The organism is Stenotrophomonas maltophilia group sp. vghtpe118 (assembly GCF_052605195.1).
On record NZ_CP199672.1, the window covers coordinates 1,695,378 to 1,712,180 of the forward strand.

The following is a 16,803-nucleotide window of genomic DNA, read 5'->3' on the forward strand; positions in this document are numbered from 1 at the left end:
CGGCGACCGGCGGCTGCGCCGGGGCCGATAGAATGTGCAGGCAGCAACATGTTCATGAGCCCGAAATGCTAGCAGACCCGACCCCCTCCCCGCTGGCCCGCCACTGGCGGCAGCGCGACCTGCAGGTGCTGTGGCACCCGTGCACGCAGATGCGTGAGCATCCGGACACCCTGCCGCTGGTGCCGATCGCCCGTGGCGAAGGCGCGTGGCTGATCGACCACGACGGCCACCGCTATCTGGACGCCGTCAGCAGCTGGTGGACCAACCTGTTCGGTCATGCCGAACCGCGCATCGGCGGTGCCATTGCCACCCAGGCCACGCAGCTGGAACAGGTGATGCTGGCCGGCTTCAGCCATGAGCCGGCCATCACCTTGGCCGAACGCCTGCTGGCATTGGCACCACGCCAGCCCGGCCGCGCGCCGCTGGCCAAGGTGTTCTACGCCGACAACGGCTCGGCCGGCGTGGAAGTGGCGCTGAAGATGGCCTTCCAGTATTTCCAGAACCGTGGGGAGCCGCGGCGCACGCGTTTCATTGCACTGGAAAACGGCTACCACGGCGAGACCCTGGGCGCGCTGGCGCTGGGTGACATCCCGCTGTATCGCCGCGTCTATGCACCGCTGCTGGCCGAAGCGCTGTTCGCGCCGTCGCCCGATGCCTACCTGGCCGAACCCGGCCAGAGCGCGGCCGACCGCGCACGGCAGGCTGCCGACGGCCTGGCCACGCTGTTCGACCAGCATCCGGGCGAGATCTGCGCGGTGATCCTGGAACCACGCCTGCAGTGTGCCGGCGGCATGCGCATGCATGACCCGGTCTATCTGCAGCGCGTGCGCGAACTGTGCGATGCCCATGGCGCGTTCATGATCGCCGACGAGATCGCCACCGGCTTCGGCCGCACCGGCACCCTGTTCGCCTGCGAGCAGGCAGGGGTGATGCCGGACCTGATGTGCCTTTCCAAGGGCCTGACCGGCGGCTTCCTGCCGCTGGCCGCCGTGCTGGCCACGCAGGCGCTGTACGACGCCTTCCTCGACGACTCGCGCGAGCGCGCCTTCCTGCATTCGCACAGCTACACCGGCAATCCGCTGGCCTGCGCGGCGGCACTGGCGACGCTGGACATCTTCCGCGACGACGATGTGATCGCCCGCAACCGGGGCATCGCCTCGGTGATGGGCACGCTGGCGGCGCCATTTTCCGACCATCCGCACGTGGCCGACGTGCGCCAGGCCGGCATGGTGGTGGCGTTCGAGCTGTCGCGCGACGGCAACAGGCGCACGCCGTTCGACCCGGGCCTGCGGCTGGGCCTGCACGCTTACAAGGCCGCCCTCAAGCGCGGCGTGGTGCTGCGCCCGCTGGGCGACGTGCTGTACTGGATGCCACCCTATTGCGTGGATGACGAACAACTGGAGCTGCTGGCACACACCACGCTGGCGGCCATCGACGAGGCGATTGCATGCGCGTGACCCGCTGCCCCATCGACCTGGCGCTGCACAGCGGCCAGACCGTGACCCTGCCGGAAGAGACGGCCAACCACCTGGTGCGGGTGATGCGCCTGCGCGAGGGAGACACCTGCGTGCTGTTCAACGGCGACGGCCATGACTACAGCGCCACGCTGACCGTGGCCGGCAAGCGCGAAGTGCAGGTGCGCATCGATGCTGTGCAGGCCATCGATAATGAATCACCGCTGGCGATCACCCTGCTGCAGGGCATCGCCCGTGGCGAGAAGATGGACCTGATCCTGCAGAAGGCCACCGAACTGGGCGTGGCGGCGATCATTCCGGTCAACGCCGAGCGCACCGAGGTGAAGCTCGATCCAGCACGGGCCGAGAAGCGCGTGGCGCACTGGAACAACGTGGTGACGTCGGCCTGCGGCCAGTCCGGGCGTGCGCGCATTCCGCAGGTGGGGCCTCCGCTGTCGCTGGCGCAGGCCGCGGCGGCGCTGCCGGCCGATACGCTGCGGCTGACCCTGGATCCGCGGGGCGCACATCGCCTGTCGACGCTGACGGCCGCTCCGGCAGGGGGCGTCGTGCTCGCGATCGGCCCGGAAGGGGGCTGGTCGCCGCGCGACCGCGACCAGCTGGCAGCGGCAGGGTTCCAGGGACTGCAGCTGGGCCCGCGGATCCTGCGCACGGAAACGGCCGGGCTGGCCGCGGTCGCGGCGTTGCAGGCGCGGTTGGGCGACCTGGGATAAGACAGGTTCGTGGTAGTGCCGGCCGCTGGCCGGCATCCACGGGATCATGAGGTTGCCGGCCAGCGGCCGGCACTACCGGTCTGGTGGATCAGGCGGCGAGCGAATCCAGCGCCGCTTCCAACGCGTCCAGGTTCGGCAGCAGCGCACTCTGCTCACCCAACAGCACGCGCATGTGCACGGTCTGCGGCAGGGTTTCTTCGGAGGCGTCGGCCAGCAGGCCATCGCGTGGCACCGAGATCAGCTGCGGGAAGTTCTGCGTCAGCAGCGCGTAGTACGGGCGCTGCGCGTTGCCGCTGAGGGACTTCAGCACCACCACCTTGTTGTGGCCGGCCACCGTCTCTTCGCCCAGCCCCGAAAGGCGCGCGAACGACACCAGCGGCACCTGCCAGCCGTGCCAGCCGATCTCGCCTACCAGCCAGCGCGGCGCATCGGAGACCGGCTGCACCGGCACGCGCGACATCATTTCGGCCACGGTGGCATTGGGCAGCAGCACGCGCTCGTTGCCGGCCTGGATCAGGACGCCGCGGATTTCGTCATTGCTGGCATAGCTCATGGTGCGTCTCCGTTGTCGTCCTGCTCACCCCAGCGCGCGGCAATTGCCTGCGCCAGTTCCTGCGGTTCACCGGCCACCATGCCGGCAGCCACCACGGCGGTGGCCGCCGCCGGGTCATAGCAGCCCTCGCCCACCTGCCCGGCCACCCACGCACCGGCGGCCGCCAGGTCCAGCGCCGGGCCTACGTGGGCCAGGTCGGCACCGCTGAGCAGCACCAGTGCGGTGTGTTCGGCCGGCAGCGAAGCGAGCGAAATACCGTTGGCATCGCTCTGGAAATGCAGGCCATCGCTGGCCGCGCGCACGCCGATATCATCGGCCAGCACGTGCACCTCGCCCGGCACCGCGTGCTGGCCGGCCTCGGCCAGCTGCACCGGCAACGGCGAAACACGGGACATCTGCTTGACCAGGTTGCCGTAGCGGCCACCATCCAGACGCATGTGCACCAACACCGGCACGCTCAACGACGCAGGCAGTGCGCCGAGCAGGCGACGCAACGCATCCGGGCCACCGATGCCGGCCAGCACCAGCAGCGATGCGGCACGCGCACCGGCCGGGGCGGCGGCATCCAGATCGACCAGGCTCAAATGATCGGTATCGAACGAGGGCTGCGGCGCGACGACCGGCGCCACGGCTTCTGCCGATACAGGTGCTTCGATCGATTCCTCGACCAGCGACCAGGCGGTGTGATCGAAGGAGACCGGCGGTGTCGCGGGCGCCGCCGGTTCGGCCAGTGCCTGCGGCGCCGAAGGCGGATCCAGAGGCTCGGGCACGACCGGCTGCAGCGCCGCCAGGGCCTGCTCCAGCGCGATCGGTTCGTGCAGGTCTGCCGGTGGCGAATACAGGCCGTCGGCCGGAACGTCATCGGCCCAGCTCAGCGCCTGTTCCAGGTGCGTGCGCAGGGCTTCTTCCTGCGGCGCCGGCGCGGGCGCCGGATGACCAGGCTCCAGCTGCAGGCTGGGCTCTTCTTCGGCGCCCGGCGGCAACACCTGCTGGTGGCCGTGCAGCTTGGCGGCCAGGTGGCGCCCCCAACGTTGCGCCTCCCAGCCGTCGCGGCGGGCGGCCAGCTCAGCCTCATCGAACACCAGGGTCAGCCCCGGTGCCGAGAGCGCGGATTCCAACCGTTCCAGTGCGTCCTCGATGGCAGCTTCCAGCGCGATCACCACGAACTGCGGATCCGCGGCCTGCAGGACCTGCGGCTCCAGGCCGTTCGGATCATCTTCCAGGACCAGCTGTACATCGGCATGCGCCAGTGCCTCGCGCAGGCGTTCACGCGCCGCACCGGGGCGGGCCAGCAGGGCGACGGCCGGGGCCGGATGGGTTTCACTCACGGACACGGGCGATCCCCAGCAGGTCGTACACGTTACGCATCAGGTCCAGTTCCTGGTACGGCTTGCCCAGATAACGCTGGACACCGATCTCGAAGGCACGCTGGCGGTGCTTGTCGCCGCTGCGCGAGGTGATCATCACGATCGGCACATCCCTGTAGCGCGGATCGGCACGCATCACAGTGGCCAGCTCGTAGCCGTCCATGCGCGGCATCTCGATGTCCAGCAACATCAGGTCCGGCACGCGCTCTTCCAACCGCTCCAGTGCTTCCACGCCATCGCGGGCGACACTGACTTCGAAGTTGTGGCGCTCGAGGATGCGGCCGGTCACCTTGCGCATGGTCAGCGAGTCATCGACCACCATCACCAGCGGCACCTGGCGTTCGTCGCGCGGCGCATTGGCCAGCACCGGTGCCGTCGGATTGGCCAGGAAGCGGCGCACCAGCGGCGCGACGTCCAGGATCACCACCACGCGGCCATCGCCGGTGATGGTGGCACCGTAGATGCCCGGTACCGATGCGATCTGCAGGCCGACCGGCTTGACCACGATTTCGCGGTTGCCCAGCACCTGGTCGATCGCCACGGCTGCACGCAGGTCACCGGCACGGACCAGCAACAGCGGCACCTGGTCCTGGCCATCGGCACGCGCCGGGGCCTGCCCGACCAGGCTGCCGAGGTCATACAACGGATAGTCTTCGCCGCTGTAGCGGTAGCTGCTGTCGGCGGCCTCGAAACGTTCGCGCGACAGGCGGCCGATACCGCTGACCGAGGCCACCGGCACGGCGAAGGTGGTCTCGCCGATCTGCACGAACACCGCCTGGGTGACGGCCAGCGTCTGCGGCAGGCGCAGGGTGAAGCGCACGCCCTGGCCGCGCACCGACTGGATGTCGACCGAGCCGCCCAGCTGGCGCACTTCGTTGCGCACCACGTCCATGCCCACGCCACGACCGGCCAGCTGGCTGACCTGGTCGGCGGTGGAGAAACCGGAGGCGAAAATCAGGTTGTCCAGTTCCTGATCGTTCGGCTGCGCGTCGGCGGCCAACAGGCCACGGTCGATTGCGCGGCGGCGGATCGCTTCGCGATCGAGGCCGGCACCGTCATCGGCCACTTCCAGCACGATTTCCGAGCCTTCACGGTGCAGGCGGATGGCAACTTCGCCCTCTTCCGGCTTGCCGGCGGCGCGGCGCTGTTCCGGCGCTTCCAGGCCATGGGCCACCGAGTTGCGCAGCATGTGTTCGAGCGGCGCGACCATGCGGTCGAGAACATTGCGGTCCAGTTCGCCGTGGGTGCCTTCCAGGGTCAGGTGCACCTGCTTGCCGGTATCCATGCCGGACTGGCGGACCACGCGGCGCAGGCGCGGCACCAGGCCATCAAACGGCACCATGCGCGCGCGCATCAGGCCGTCCTGCAGCTCGGAGCTGACGCGCGACTGCTGTTGCAGCAGCGAATCGTACTGGCGCGACAGATCGTCCAGCACCCCTTGCAGGCCGCCAAGGTCGGCCGCCGATTCGTTCAGCGCACGGCTGAGCTGTTGCAGCGTGGAGAAGCGGTCCAGCTCCAGCGGATCGAACTTCTGGTCTGCCTGGTCCTGCTCACGTTGGTAGCGGGCGACGATCTGCGCTTCGGTTTCCAGGTCGAGCCGGCGCAGCTGGTCGCGCAGTCGCGCGTTGGTGCGCTCCAGCTCGCCCATCGCACCACGGAACGCGCCGAGCTGCTGCTCAAGGCGCGAGCGGTAGATCGCCACTTCACCGGCATGGTTGACCAGGCGGTCGAGCAGATCCGCGCGCACGCGCACCTGTTCCTGCTGCGGGCGTGCCAGCGGATCTTCATCGACCACGCCTTCGGCCGGCAGCGGTGCCGACAGCGGCGCGTCGAGCAGTGCCGGCGCCGGGCTGGCAACCGGTGCAGAAGTGGCTTCTGCGACGCTCGGCACGTTGGCTGCGGCTGCGGCTGCAGCAGCCGCCGCAGCGATATCGGTGGTGGTACGCACTTCGAACGCGTGGACCAGGTCCTGCGCCGGTTCCACCACGCGGTGGTCACCGGTGCGGGTGAGCAGCTGGTGCAGGCGATCGAATCCGCGCTCCAGCAACTGCACATCGCGGCGTTCGATCTCGGTGCGACCAGCGGCGACGGCTTCCAGCAACGATTCGATGCTGTGGCCAAGATCGCCGATGGCGTTGATGCCGGCCATGCGTGCGCCACCCTTCAGGGTATGCAGGTCACGCTGCAGGCCGGCCAGCACCTCGCGGTCCTGCGGCGCATCGCGCAGCTCGCTGATCAGGCCATCGCAGTGGTCGAGCAGGTCCTTGCCTTCCTCGACGAAGATGTCGACCAGCTCGCGATCGTAGACGCTGAAGTCGAGCGTATCGGCGCTGTCTTCCGGCACCGGGATGTCAAGGACGTCGGGTGCCACGGTTTCAGCCACGTCGGCGTCAGGCACGCCAACGGCCGGGGCATCCGACGCGGTATCGGCCTCGGCATCGGCAGCTTCGGCGTGGACTTCCACCTGGCCCGGCGCGTCTTCCAGTTCGAAGAACCGCACCGGTTCGGCGGTGGCCGGCGCTGCGGCCTCCGCGATCTTCTCATTCACCGTCGCCGGGGACGGCTGATCGGCGCTCTCTCCTTCACCGATCGCCGCCTCCCCGCCGACGTCCGCATCCTCGGCAAAGGCTTCCGCCTCGCCCGGCGCGAGTTCGCTGGCCTGCAGGCCGAGCACGGACCATTGCCCGTCGTCGGCCAGGGGCTGCTCTTCGTCGATCACGTGCAGGCCGGCCTCGAGCGCGGCGTCCAGCGAGACCGGTTCTGCAAACCCCGGCGCAGCCATTTCATCCTGCAGGCTCGACAGCTCGCTGTCGAGTGGCAGTGCAGCAGGCGTCTCGAATGCCTCAGGGTCAGCGACGTGCACGTGATCGAACGAGGACGCATTCAGGTCAGATGCGACGGCTTCGACAGCATCCGGAATCTCTTCGGCATCGCGGTCGTCGACCGGCAGCGCACTGGCATCCAGGTACGGCGACAGATCGTCCACGACGGTCAAACCGGCATCGTCGGCCAACAGCGGCGCGCTTTCGGCCTCCGTCTCGACACCGTCTACCTCAACGCCCGGAACATCGTCGGCCACCTGGATCGATTCGACCACCGGTAGCGACGCCGCTCCCTCACCCGGTACCGACGGCCATCCGGCATCGAAGTAGCGCGAAAGATCGTCGCTGGCGGTCAGCTCACCGACCTCCAGCCCGCCCTCGCCCTCGATCGCAGCATCCTCGACCGGGGCTTCGGCGACATCGGCAACTGCCTGCGGTTCCTGCTCCGGCGCGACGGACGAAGGCGGTACCGCATCGGTTTCAGGCGCGATGGCTGCCGAGGCGTCCGCATCCCATTCCGCCGTCGGTTTGTCATCCAGCGCCAGCTCGGCTTCGTCGTCCTCCAGGCCCACCATCGGCCAGCGCGCTTCCGGCAACTCGCTGGCCAGCGCCTGCAGGCGCTGTGCCAGTACCTGTTGCGGTGCGATGCGCGGCTGTTCGGCCTGCAGCGCTTCCATGGTGGCGGTGATCGCCTGCGCGGTCGCATCCAGCGCGGCCACGCCTTCATCATTCGGCACCACCTCGGCGGCCAGCGCACGCTTGATGTAGGACTCGGCACCGCCGGTTACAGCCGTGATCTCGGGCACTTCGGTCATCGCGAAGGCGCCGTTCATGGTGTGCACTGCGCGCAGGAGTGCGTCGCTGACCGGCTGCGGTGCCTGCTGCGCCGAACGCAGCCAGTCCTGCAGGGTGGCCTGGTGGACTTCCACCTCGGCCTCGAGAATCTCGCGCAACACGCTGTCGATGTTGGCCGGCGTGCCGGTGGTTTCGGCCTCCTCGGCGGTATCGGCCAGCGCCGAAGCGGCAATCTCCGCGTCGAGAATGCGGCTGATCTCGTCTTCGCCCTCGGCTTCGGCCACCGGTGCAACCGGTGCAGTGGCCCCAGGCAGGGGGACGTAGTAGGTTTCCTCGCCTGCACCGACACGATCGGCGATGGCCTGCATGGCCTGCAGGTCGACGCTGATGCGCTGGCCATGGCGCAGCGCCGCGTTCAGCTGGGGCAGCGCCGCATGCGCGTTGTCGACCATCGCCAGCACGGCGGGGGATGCAGCGCGGCTGCCATCCAGCACGCGGTTGAGCATGCCTTCGATCTTCCACGCGAACTCACCCAGGGTGCGTGCGCCGACCAGGCGGCCACTGCCCTTGAGGGTATGGAAGATGCGGCGGATCGGGCGCAGCCGGTCCATGTTGTCCGGCTGCATCCGCCATGCCGGCAGTAGCGTGCCGAGATTGGCCAGCTCATCGTCGAACTCTTCCAGGAACACCTCGCGGATGTCCTCGTCGATGTTCTCGGCATCGTCGTCGAAACCAGCGTCGAAGCCCGCATTGGTGTCGGCATCGGTCCCGGCAACGGCCGAATCCACCGCCTCCGGCGCTGCCGCAGCGGCCATCGCCTGTGGATTGAAGCCGGCAGCGGCCGCACTCAACTCGGCGAAGAACTGGGCGTCGGCCTCGCTGAAATCGATCGGCGCGATGGTGTCGATATCGATCACCGACACGGCCGGCGCCGAGGTTTCCGCTGCCGGGATGGGCGCTTCGATCGACGGCGGCGTGATCAACGTTGCCGGCAGGTCATCCGGGGCCTCATCCACCTCGGCCAGCACTGCGGGCGATACATCGGCCAGCGGCGGGACGACGGCATCGACGATCTCCAGCGAAGGATGCAACGCGGCGTCATCGTCCAGCGACAGCGTTTCCATCGCATGCAGCGACAGCACGTCGTCAGCGTTGTCCAGCGCGTCGGCATCGAAGCGGAACACCACGTCGTCGGCCACGGCATCCTGTTCGGCCGCCACCGGGTCGAATACCGGTGCAGCATCGAAAGCGGTCGCGGAGGAATCCACCGCGTCCGTCCTCTCATCGATCACAGGCGCTGCGGTGTCCTCAAGCATCTGCGGCGCCTCGGACAGCGACCACTGCGGTGCACCGGGGGGGCCGCTGTCAGCCAGTTCGAAGCTGACCGGATCGAAACTGGCGAAGGTCGGGCTGCGCTCGTCATCGGCAGGCACGATGGCGTCGGCCTCCGGATGGAACGGCGCCAGCTCCCACTGCGGGACATCCGGCGCAGGTGCGCTGGACGCCGCGAAGACCAGCGATGCCCCCGCATCGTCGTGCGTCGGCGACGGCGAAGCATCGATATCAGCCTTGCTGGCGGCCACGGCGGCCACGGTGCCCAGTGCGCCGAACATCAGGCGGTTGTCGGACACCATCGGCGCCGGCGAGGCCGGCGGCGGATCGAAGGTGAAGTCCGGCAGTGGCACCGGCACGTCGCCGGCAGCGGGCGCCGCAGGCTGCACCGGAACCTCGACGCGCTCCGGCTGCAGGGGCTCGGCCTGCAACGCAACCGGCTCACGTTCGACCGGCAGCAGTGCCGGCGCGTCCGGCGCGACGGCATTGTGCTCCGGCAGCGGCCAGTAGCGCAGAGCCTCGAGGCTGCTGCGGGTGATTTCGAGGATGTCCTCGCGGCCCGGGCGGCGGTCGCGCAGGGCTTCCAGGTAGTACTCCAGGCTGGCCATGGCATCGGCCAGGGTGTCCAGCTGGCGGCCACTGGGCACGCGCTGGCGGCCGATCAGTTCGGCCTCGATGTACTGCTGCACGCCGCGCAGGTAATCGGCGGCGGTACCCAGGTCGAGCATGCGCAGCGCGCCGGACACATCGCCCAGCAGGCGTGGTACATCCTGCAGCTCGGCATGGTTCCAGCTGGTTTCGATGAAGGCGACGAAATGCTCGCGGGCAGCGGCGAAGTTGGCGATGGCTTCATGCGCCAGCACCTCCACCGTGCGCCGGTTCTCGACCGCGCTCGGATCGTCCTCGCCACTGCCGCCGGCGCCCAGATGGGCAACCTGGTCGTCCAGCGAGGCATCGACGTACAGCAGTGCACCGGCAATATCCAGCAGCAGGTTCTCGTCAATCTGCTGGCGACCTTCGACCACGCCGCGCAGCGCATCGCGCTGCTGCACGACCACGCCGCGGGCCACGCCCAGGCCCATCATGCCCAGCGTATCGGCCACGGCGCCGAGCTCGTTGGCCTGGGTCTGCAGCTGTTCCGGCGCACCACCGGTGCGCAGGTGCAGGTCAAGCGCATCCTTGATGCGCAGCAGTTCTTCCTTCACCGCACTGCCGACCGTGTCGAGCAGCTCACGGTTGCGTCCGCTCAGGCTGCCACGGGCATGGTCCAGCTCGGCCTCGGTGGCGGTGACGCTCTCCGGCGCAAAGGCCAGCAGCACACTGTCAGTGACGCCTTCTTCGCCGCGCGACGCACGGATCTCGTTGAGCAGCGGCATCAGCACGATCGGAATGTCGCGATGGCCGTTCTGCAGGCGTTCCAGATAGTCGGGCAGCAGCACGCTGCCACGCATCAGGGTTGCGCAGGCTTCATCACGGTCGGCCACGCGACCGGCGCCGATGGCATTGGCCAGCTGCTCCAGTTCTTCGGCCACCATCGCCGGGGCATACAGCTCGACCATGCGCAGGGTGCCCTGCACCTGGTGCAGGTAGCCGGCGCAGATGCGCATGCGGCTGGCATCGGTCGGGTCTTCGGCGTAGTACTCGACCTCGTTGCGCACCTGGCGCAGGGTCTCGTCCAGCTCGGGCTTTACCCAGCCCAGCGCTGCGTGGCTCATCGCATCGCGCAGACTGCTCATGGACGCGCTCCGTTCGCCGCCGCGCGGTGGCCGCGCGAGTTCTGGCGTGGGGAATGGAAATGCTTCATCGACTGGTTCCTTGCTCGCCGCCCTGCCCGCGTCACGCCGGCAGCTTGAAGTCGGCGACCGAACGGCGCAGGTCCGCCGCCAGCTGCGCGAGGTGGCCGATCGACTCGGCGGTCTGTCCGGCACCCTGCGAGGTCTGCCCGGTGATCTGCCGGATCACGCCCATGGTGCGGGTGATGTCCGAGGCGGCGGCCGACTGCTGCTGGGCGGCGATGGAGATGTTCTTGATGAGGGTGTTCAGCGCGTTTGACACGCGTTCGATCTCGGTCAGCGCGGTACCGGCGTCCTCGGCCAGGCGCGCACCAGACACCACTTCGGCCGTGGTCTGCTCCATCGAGGTGACCGCTTCATTGGTGTCGGCCTGAATGGCCTGGACCAGGTTTTCGATGCGTCGGGTCGCACCCGAGGTGCGTTCTGCCAGGCGCTGCACTTCGTCGGCCACGACCGCGAAACCGCGGCCCGCTTCACCGGCCGACGCGGCCTGCACCGCCGCGTTCAACGCCAGGATGTTGGTCTGCTCGGAGATGTCGTTGATCAGTTCCACGATCGAGCCGATTTCCTGCGACGACTCGCCCAGGCGCTTGATGCGCTTGGAGGTTTCCTGGATCTGGTCACGGATCTGGTCCATGCCCTGGATGGTCTCGCGCACCACGCCGGCACCTTCGGCAGCGATCACCACCGAGCGCTGTGCCACGTCGGCCGACTCGGCCGAGTTGCGCGACACCTGCTCGATGCTCGCCGCGATCTCCCCGATGCGGTCCGAAGCCGAGGTGATCTGGTTGGCCTGGTGCCCTGCGGCCTCTGCCAGCTGCATGGCGGTGGCCTGGGTTTCCTGGGTGGACATCGCGACCTTGGCCGAGGTGTCATTGATGGTGGTCACCAGGTGGCGCAGCTCGTCGACCGCGTAGTTGATCGCGTCGGCGATCGCGCCGGTCATGTCCTCGGTCACCGAGGCCTTCACCGTCAGGTCGCCCTCGCCGAGCGAGGAGATTTCGTCCAGCAGCCGCATGATCGCCTGCTGGTTGCGGCTGTTGAATTCCACCTGGGTCTGGTAGCGCAGTTCCTGCTCGCGCGAGCGGCTGCGCACGTTGGTGGAGACGAAGCCGATGATCGCGATCAGCGACAGCGCACCGGAGACCACGCCAATCCAGAAGTTCGGGAACAGGCGGGTGTCGGATACCGAGCCGAACGAGGAGAACGCGTCGAACAACTTGCGGCTGTCATCCAGCATGTGGGCCGAACCCTGGCCCAGCGCGGTGGCAGCGGACTGCGCCGCGAACAGCTGGCGCGAGCTGGCCAGGATCGCGTCGGCGTCCTGCTTCATCGCTTCCCACTTCTGCTGCGACTGTTCCAGCGCGGCCACGGCGGCGGCACCGCGCACGGCGGTGATGCCCAGTTCCTCGTTGCCGTTGCGCAGGCCGTCGAGCACCTGCGAGAACACGGTGATGTCACGTGCCAGCGCATCGCCGGAGGTCGCCGCGGCGCTGCCACCGGCACGCATTTCGGTCACGCGGCGGGCCATCGAACCGGCCACCACAACCTGCTGCAGCGCGCTGTACACCTGCGACGACGGCGCGCCGGAAGCGGACATCGCACGCACCAGCTCGTTCAGCTGGGCCTGCAGGCCCGGCACTGCGCCGGTGAAGTTGTTCGCGTTGCCGGCCAGCGCCAGCACGGCCGGTTCGCTGGCCACCAGCTGCCCGGCCTGCTTGCCCAGCGGCGCCCAGGTCTCGCCGAGGGTGGCGATGGCACCGGCTACGCCCGGCTCCTTGCCGTAGCGTCCCTGCAGGGTCGACACGTTCTGCTCGATCGCGTTGCGGGTGGCCTTGAAGGCGGTGAAGGCCTGGGCGTTGCCGCCGACCGCGTCACGTCCCTGGTTGGCCAGCTGCTGCGACAGCACCTGCAGGTCGGCGGCCTTGGAGCCGGCGTCGGCAAGGCGGCTGCCCTGCCAGGTGGCGACGCCGGTGTTGACGCCGAACAGGATCATCGATGCCAGCAGCAGGAACAGCCAGAGGTTGCTGCCGCCCAGCCGCAGCTTGCCGGTCTTGGTGGCGTCCGAAGCAGTACTCATCGTTCAACCTCGATCTTCAATGCAGGGGGCGATGCCCGGCCTCAGGCCGCGGCTTGCCGGAATTCAGGGGTGCGCGACAGCAGCGAGAGCGAGAACACGCCCCAGTCATGGCCGTCGGCATGGAAAGCACGATCGACGAAATGCCCGTAGCGGCCTTCGGCCAACGTGCCCGCTTCGATCTGCTGGTCCAGCTCGAAGCTGCGCTGGCCGAACAGTTCATCGATGGTCAGTGCGACGTCGCCGCCGGCCTGGCGCATGATCAGCACGCGCTGGCCTTCCTGCTGCACGGTGCGCGTGCCTTCCAGGAAGTACTTCAGGTCGACCACCGGGAACAGGTTGCCGCGCAGGTTGCCCACGCCCAGCAGCCAGGGCTGCGCACAGGGTACCGGGGTCACCGGCGGCATCGGTACGATTTCCACCACTTCGCGGAAATCGGACACCAGCCGGCGCTGGCCGACGCGGAAACCCACGCCACGCCACAGGTCCTGGGCAAACTGCTTTCCGGGCAGCTGCACCGCATGGGCCAGGCTGCGCCGTTCATAGGCTTCAAGGATGTCGAAGGGCGAGCGCATCAGGCCACCAGTTCGTTGATCCGCGCGATCAGTTCATCCTCGCGCGGCGGCTTGACGATGTAATCGGCGGCGCCCTGGCGCAGGCCCCAGGCCTTGTCGGTTTCCATCGCCTTGGTGCTGACGATGATCACCGGGATGTGCTTGATCGCCGCATCACGGGCCATCGCACGGGTCGCCTGGAAGCCGCTCATGCCGGGCAGGACCACGTCCATCAGCACCAGCTGCGGCACCTGGTCGCGGACCAGCTGCAGGCCATCCTCGGCGTTGTCCGCTTCCAGCACTTCGTGGCCGGCACGGCGCAGCCACTGGGTGAACACCGCGCGGTCGGTCGGTGAATCCTCGATCAGGACGATACGAGCCATTGTGCCTTTCCCCCCTGGTCAGGCGTTGACGTATGTGCGGATGGCACCCAGCAGTTCTTCACGCGTGAAAGGCTTCGTCAGGTACTGCTCCGAGCCGACGATGCGTCCCCGCGCCTTGTCGAACAGGCCATCCTTGGACGACAGCATGATGACCGGGGTCGCCTTGAACAGCTGGTTGCCCTTGATCAGCGCGCAGGTCTGATACCCGTCCAGGCGCGGCATCATGATGTCGACGAAGATGATCTGCGGCTGCTGGTCTGCGATCTTGGCAAGCGCTTCGAAGCCGTCGGTGGCGGTGACCACCTCGCAGCCTTCGCGCTTGAGCAGCGTTTCCGCAGTCCTGCGGATGGTCTTCGAGTCATCGATGACCATCACCCGGAGTCCTGCGAGTTCCCCGCCCGCAGTCGTGTTTTCAGTCATTGCCTATCCCCAAGCGCACGGCCCGATCTCTGGCGGGGGCCGCTGCGAAAGCGTATCTATATCGCACTTTCCGCGCCCGCTTCAAGGCCGCCCCACGGCGCGGGGCATGGCCCCCTCCTGAACGTGACGGGTTTCGCAATGAGTGCGCGACCGCCGGGCGGACGCTGCGTTGCAGTATGGCGGGGAGGCGCGCGACCGGCGTTGCCGCTACCATCAACGCCTTGCCTGACAGGTGCGCCCATGCCGTTGAACGTCATCGTGGTGATGGACCCCATCGCCCACATCAAGATCGCCAAGGACACCACCTTCGCCATGCTGCTGGAAGCCCAGCGCCGCGGCCATGCCCTGCACTACGTGCGGCCGGGCGGACTGGCCCTGGAAGGTGGCGTGGCGGTGGCCCAGACCGCGCCGCTGCAGGTGCGCGACGACCCGGCCGGCTGGTATGAGCTGGGTGAGTTCAGCCGTACCGAGTTCGGGCCCGGCCAGATCGTGCTGATGCGCAAGGACCCGCCGGTCGACGCCGAGTACATCTACGACACCCAGGTGCTGGACGTGGCCGCCGCTGCCGGTGCCTGCGTGGTCAACAACCCGCAGGGCCTGCGCGACTACAACGAGAAGCTGGCAGCCCTGCTGTTCCCGCAGTGCTGCCCGCCGACCCTGGTCAGCCGCGATGCCAAGGCGCTGAAGGCCTTCGCCCTCGAACACGGCCAGGCCGTGCTGAAGCCGCTGGACGGCATGGGCGGCCGCTCGATTTTCCGCAGCGGCCAGGGCGATCCGAACCTGAACGTGATCCTGGAGACACTGACCGACGGCGGCCGCAAGCTGGCGCTGGCCCAGAAGTTCATTCCCGACATCACCGCCGGCGACAAGCGCATCCTGCTGGTCGACGGTGAACCGGTCGATTACTGCCTGGCGCGCATTCCCCAGGGTGACGAGTTCCGCGGCAACCTGGCGGCCGGCGGCCGTGGCGAAGGGCGCCCGCTGAGCGAGCGTGACCGCTGGATCGCCGGCCAGGTTGGCCCGGAGATGAAGCGTCGTGGCATGCGCTTCGTCGGCCTGGACGTGATCGGCGATTACCTGACCGAGGTCAACGTGACCAGCCCGACCTGCGTGCGCGAGCTCGACGCGCAGTACGGCCTGAACATTGCCGGCACCCTGTTCGACGCGCTCGAGGCCGGCCTGCGCTGATGCCGTCCGCACCCGCCGTTCTGCCCCCGCCGCCACGCGAAGCGCAACGGCTGGGGGCCACCATCGCACTGTCGGTGCTGGTCCACGCCCTGCTGATCCTGGGCGTGGGTTTCGCCGTGAAGGGCGATGCTCCGCTGGTGCCGACGCTGGAAGTGATCTTCAGCCAGACGCGCACCGCACTGACGCCAAAGCAGGCTGATTTCCTTGCCGCCGCCAACCAGGAAGGCGGTGGCGAGCACGACCGCGCACAGCGTCCGCGCGACAACCAGGCCGGCATCGTGCCGCAGGCCCGGTCCGGGTTGAGCCCGGTGCCGCAGCAACAGCAATCGGCCGCCCCGGTTCCGCCGCCGCAGGCACGGGTGGTCAGCAGCCGCAACGGACAGGATACGGTGGCACAGGCGCAGGCCCAGCCAACCCCGGAACGCCCCGAGCCGGACGCGCCGTTGAGTGCACGCGAGCAGCGCGATGTGGAGATGGCGCGACTGGCTGCCGAAGTGCATCTGCGCTCGGCGCAGTATGCCAAGCGCCCGAATCGCAAGTTCGTGTCGGCCAGCACGCGTGAATATGCCTATGCCAATTACCTGCGCGCCTGGGTCGACCGTGCCGAGCGCGTCGGCAACCTGAATTATCCGGACGAGGCCCGGCAGCGCCGGCTCGGCGGCCAAGTGGTGATCAGCGTGGGCGTGCGGCGCGATGGCAGCGTGGAGAGCAGCCGCATTCTGCGTTCAAGCGGGACGCCGCTGCTGGATGAAGCGGCGCTGCGGGTGGTGAAGCTGGCGCAGCCGTTCCCGCCGTTGCCAAAGACCGAGGACGAGATCGACATCCTGCAGGTCACCCGTACCTGGGTGTTCCTGCCGGGCGGCACCCTGCACGACGACCGGTAGCGTTTTGCTGCCCGGGCCTGCGGCCCGGGACCCGCTGAAGGGCTAGAGCAACAGCAACAGCAGCGGTTGGTGTCCTGAAGCTTGGCGGGGCGGTGTCGGGCGGCGGGGACGCCGCAAGTACGTCCGTGTAGGCTTAGCCGCGGCATCCATGCCGCGGATACCCCGCCGCCCGACACCGCCCCGCCTCTGACAGATCGCGGCGCACCATTGCTTTGGTAGGTGTCGACCTTGGTCGACACACATCCACGCCAGGCGTGGATACGAGCGAAGCGATCCGCTTTTGACTTTGATTTTCTTTTTTGATTTTCCGTGGCGGACGCGCACGGAAACTGTCAGAGGCCGGGCGGGTGGGCTGCGCAGGGGCGTGAGCCGCATGGATGCGGCGACCGAGCTTACATGGACGTACTTGCAGCGCCCCCTGCGCAGCCCACCCGCCCGGCCAAACCACGG

General features: G+C 68.3%; 11 protein-coding genes. 4 read left to right on the forward strand and 7 right to left on the reverse strand.

Annotated features, from left to right (window positions below; all coding sequences use genetic code 11):
* Positions 1–65 precede the first annotated feature (65 nt).
* The gene (bioA, locus tag ACUDTM_RS07920) at positions 66–1,457 is read left to right on the forward strand and encodes an adenosylmethionine--8-amino-7-oxononanoate transaminase (RefSeq protein WP_445391245.1); all 1,392 of its coding nucleotides are present in this window, start codon (positions 66–68) and stop codon (positions 1,455–1,457) included.
* Entirely contained in the window at positions 1,448–2,185 is a 738-nt protein-coding gene (locus ACUDTM_RS07925; RefSeq protein ID WP_061478896.1) for a 16S rRNA (uracil(1498)-N(3))-methyltransferase, read from the forward strand. The genes bioA and ACUDTM_RS07925 overlap by 10 nt, the downstream gene beginning before the upstream one ends.
* Before the next feature lie 88 nt (positions 2,186–2,273).
* Here ACUDTM_RS07925 and ACUDTM_RS07930 read toward each other — a convergent pair whose 3' ends face one another.
* The 7 genes from ACUDTM_RS07930 to pilG all read right to left on the reverse strand — a co-directional run bounded on the left by ACUDTM_RS07930 (position 2,274) and on the right by pilG (position 14,281).
* Positions 2,274–2,738, reverse strand: a complete 465-nt coding sequence (locus ACUDTM_RS07930; RefSeq protein ID WP_005418442.1) for a chemotaxis protein CheW — start codon at positions 2,736–2,738, stop codon at positions 2,274–2,276.
* A complete protein-coding gene (locus tag ACUDTM_RS07935) occupies positions 2,735–4,072 on the reverse strand; it encodes a chemotaxis protein CheB (protein WP_088496837.1) in 1,338 nt (445 codons plus the stop codon). The genes ACUDTM_RS07930 and ACUDTM_RS07935 overlap by 4 nt, the downstream gene beginning before the upstream one ends.
* Positions 4,059–10,790 (reverse strand): Hpt domain-containing protein, encoded by a 6,732-nt coding sequence (locus ACUDTM_RS07940; protein ID WP_188240733.1) that lies wholly within the window; start codon positions 10,788–10,790, stop codon positions 4,059–4,061. Before ACUDTM_RS07940 ends, ACUDTM_RS07935 begins: the two co-directional genes overlap by 14 nt.
* A gap of 100 nt (positions 10,791–10,890) precedes the next feature.
* Positions 10,891–12,927 (reverse strand): methyl-accepting chemotaxis protein, encoded by a 2,037-nt coding sequence (locus tag ACUDTM_RS07945; protein WP_049415562.1) that lies wholly within the window; start codon positions 12,925–12,927, stop codon positions 10,891–10,893.
* A 41-nt stretch (positions 12,928–12,968) separates the two neighbouring features.
* Positions 12,969–13,499, reverse strand: coding sequence for a chemotaxis protein CheW (locus tag ACUDTM_RS07950; protein WP_005418454.1), 531 nt, complete (start codon positions 13,497–13,499; stop codon positions 12,969–12,971).
* Positions 13,499–13,861, reverse strand: coding sequence for a response regulator (locus tag ACUDTM_RS07955; protein ID WP_005410717.1), 363 nt, complete (start codon positions 13,859–13,861; stop codon positions 13,499–13,501). Before ACUDTM_RS07955 ends, ACUDTM_RS07950 begins: the two co-directional genes overlap by 1 nt.
* 18 nt (positions 13,862–13,879) lie before the next feature.
* On the reverse strand, positions 13,880–14,281 hold the full coding sequence (gene pilG, locus ACUDTM_RS07960; RefSeq protein WP_005418455.1) for a twitching motility response regulator PilG: 402 nt from the start codon (positions 14,279–14,281) through the stop codon (positions 13,880–13,882).
* A gap of 240 nt (positions 14,282–14,521) precedes the next feature.
* Here pilG and gshB point away from each other — a divergent pair, with 240 nt between their 5' ends.
* Both gshB and ACUDTM_RS07970 read left to right on the forward strand, forming a co-directional pair.
* Positions 14,522–15,469 (forward strand): glutathione synthase, encoded by a 948-nt coding sequence (gene gshB / locus ACUDTM_RS07965; protein ID WP_061478899.1) that lies wholly within the window; start codon positions 14,522–14,524, stop codon positions 15,467–15,469.
* On the forward strand, positions 15,469–16,353 hold the full coding sequence (locus tag ACUDTM_RS07970; protein WP_445391246.1) for an energy transducer TonB family protein: 885 nt from the start codon (positions 15,469–15,471) through the stop codon (positions 16,351–16,353). Before gshB ends, ACUDTM_RS07970 begins: the two co-directional genes overlap by 1 nt.
* The last annotated feature ends 450 nt before the right edge of the window (positions 16,354–16,803 follow it).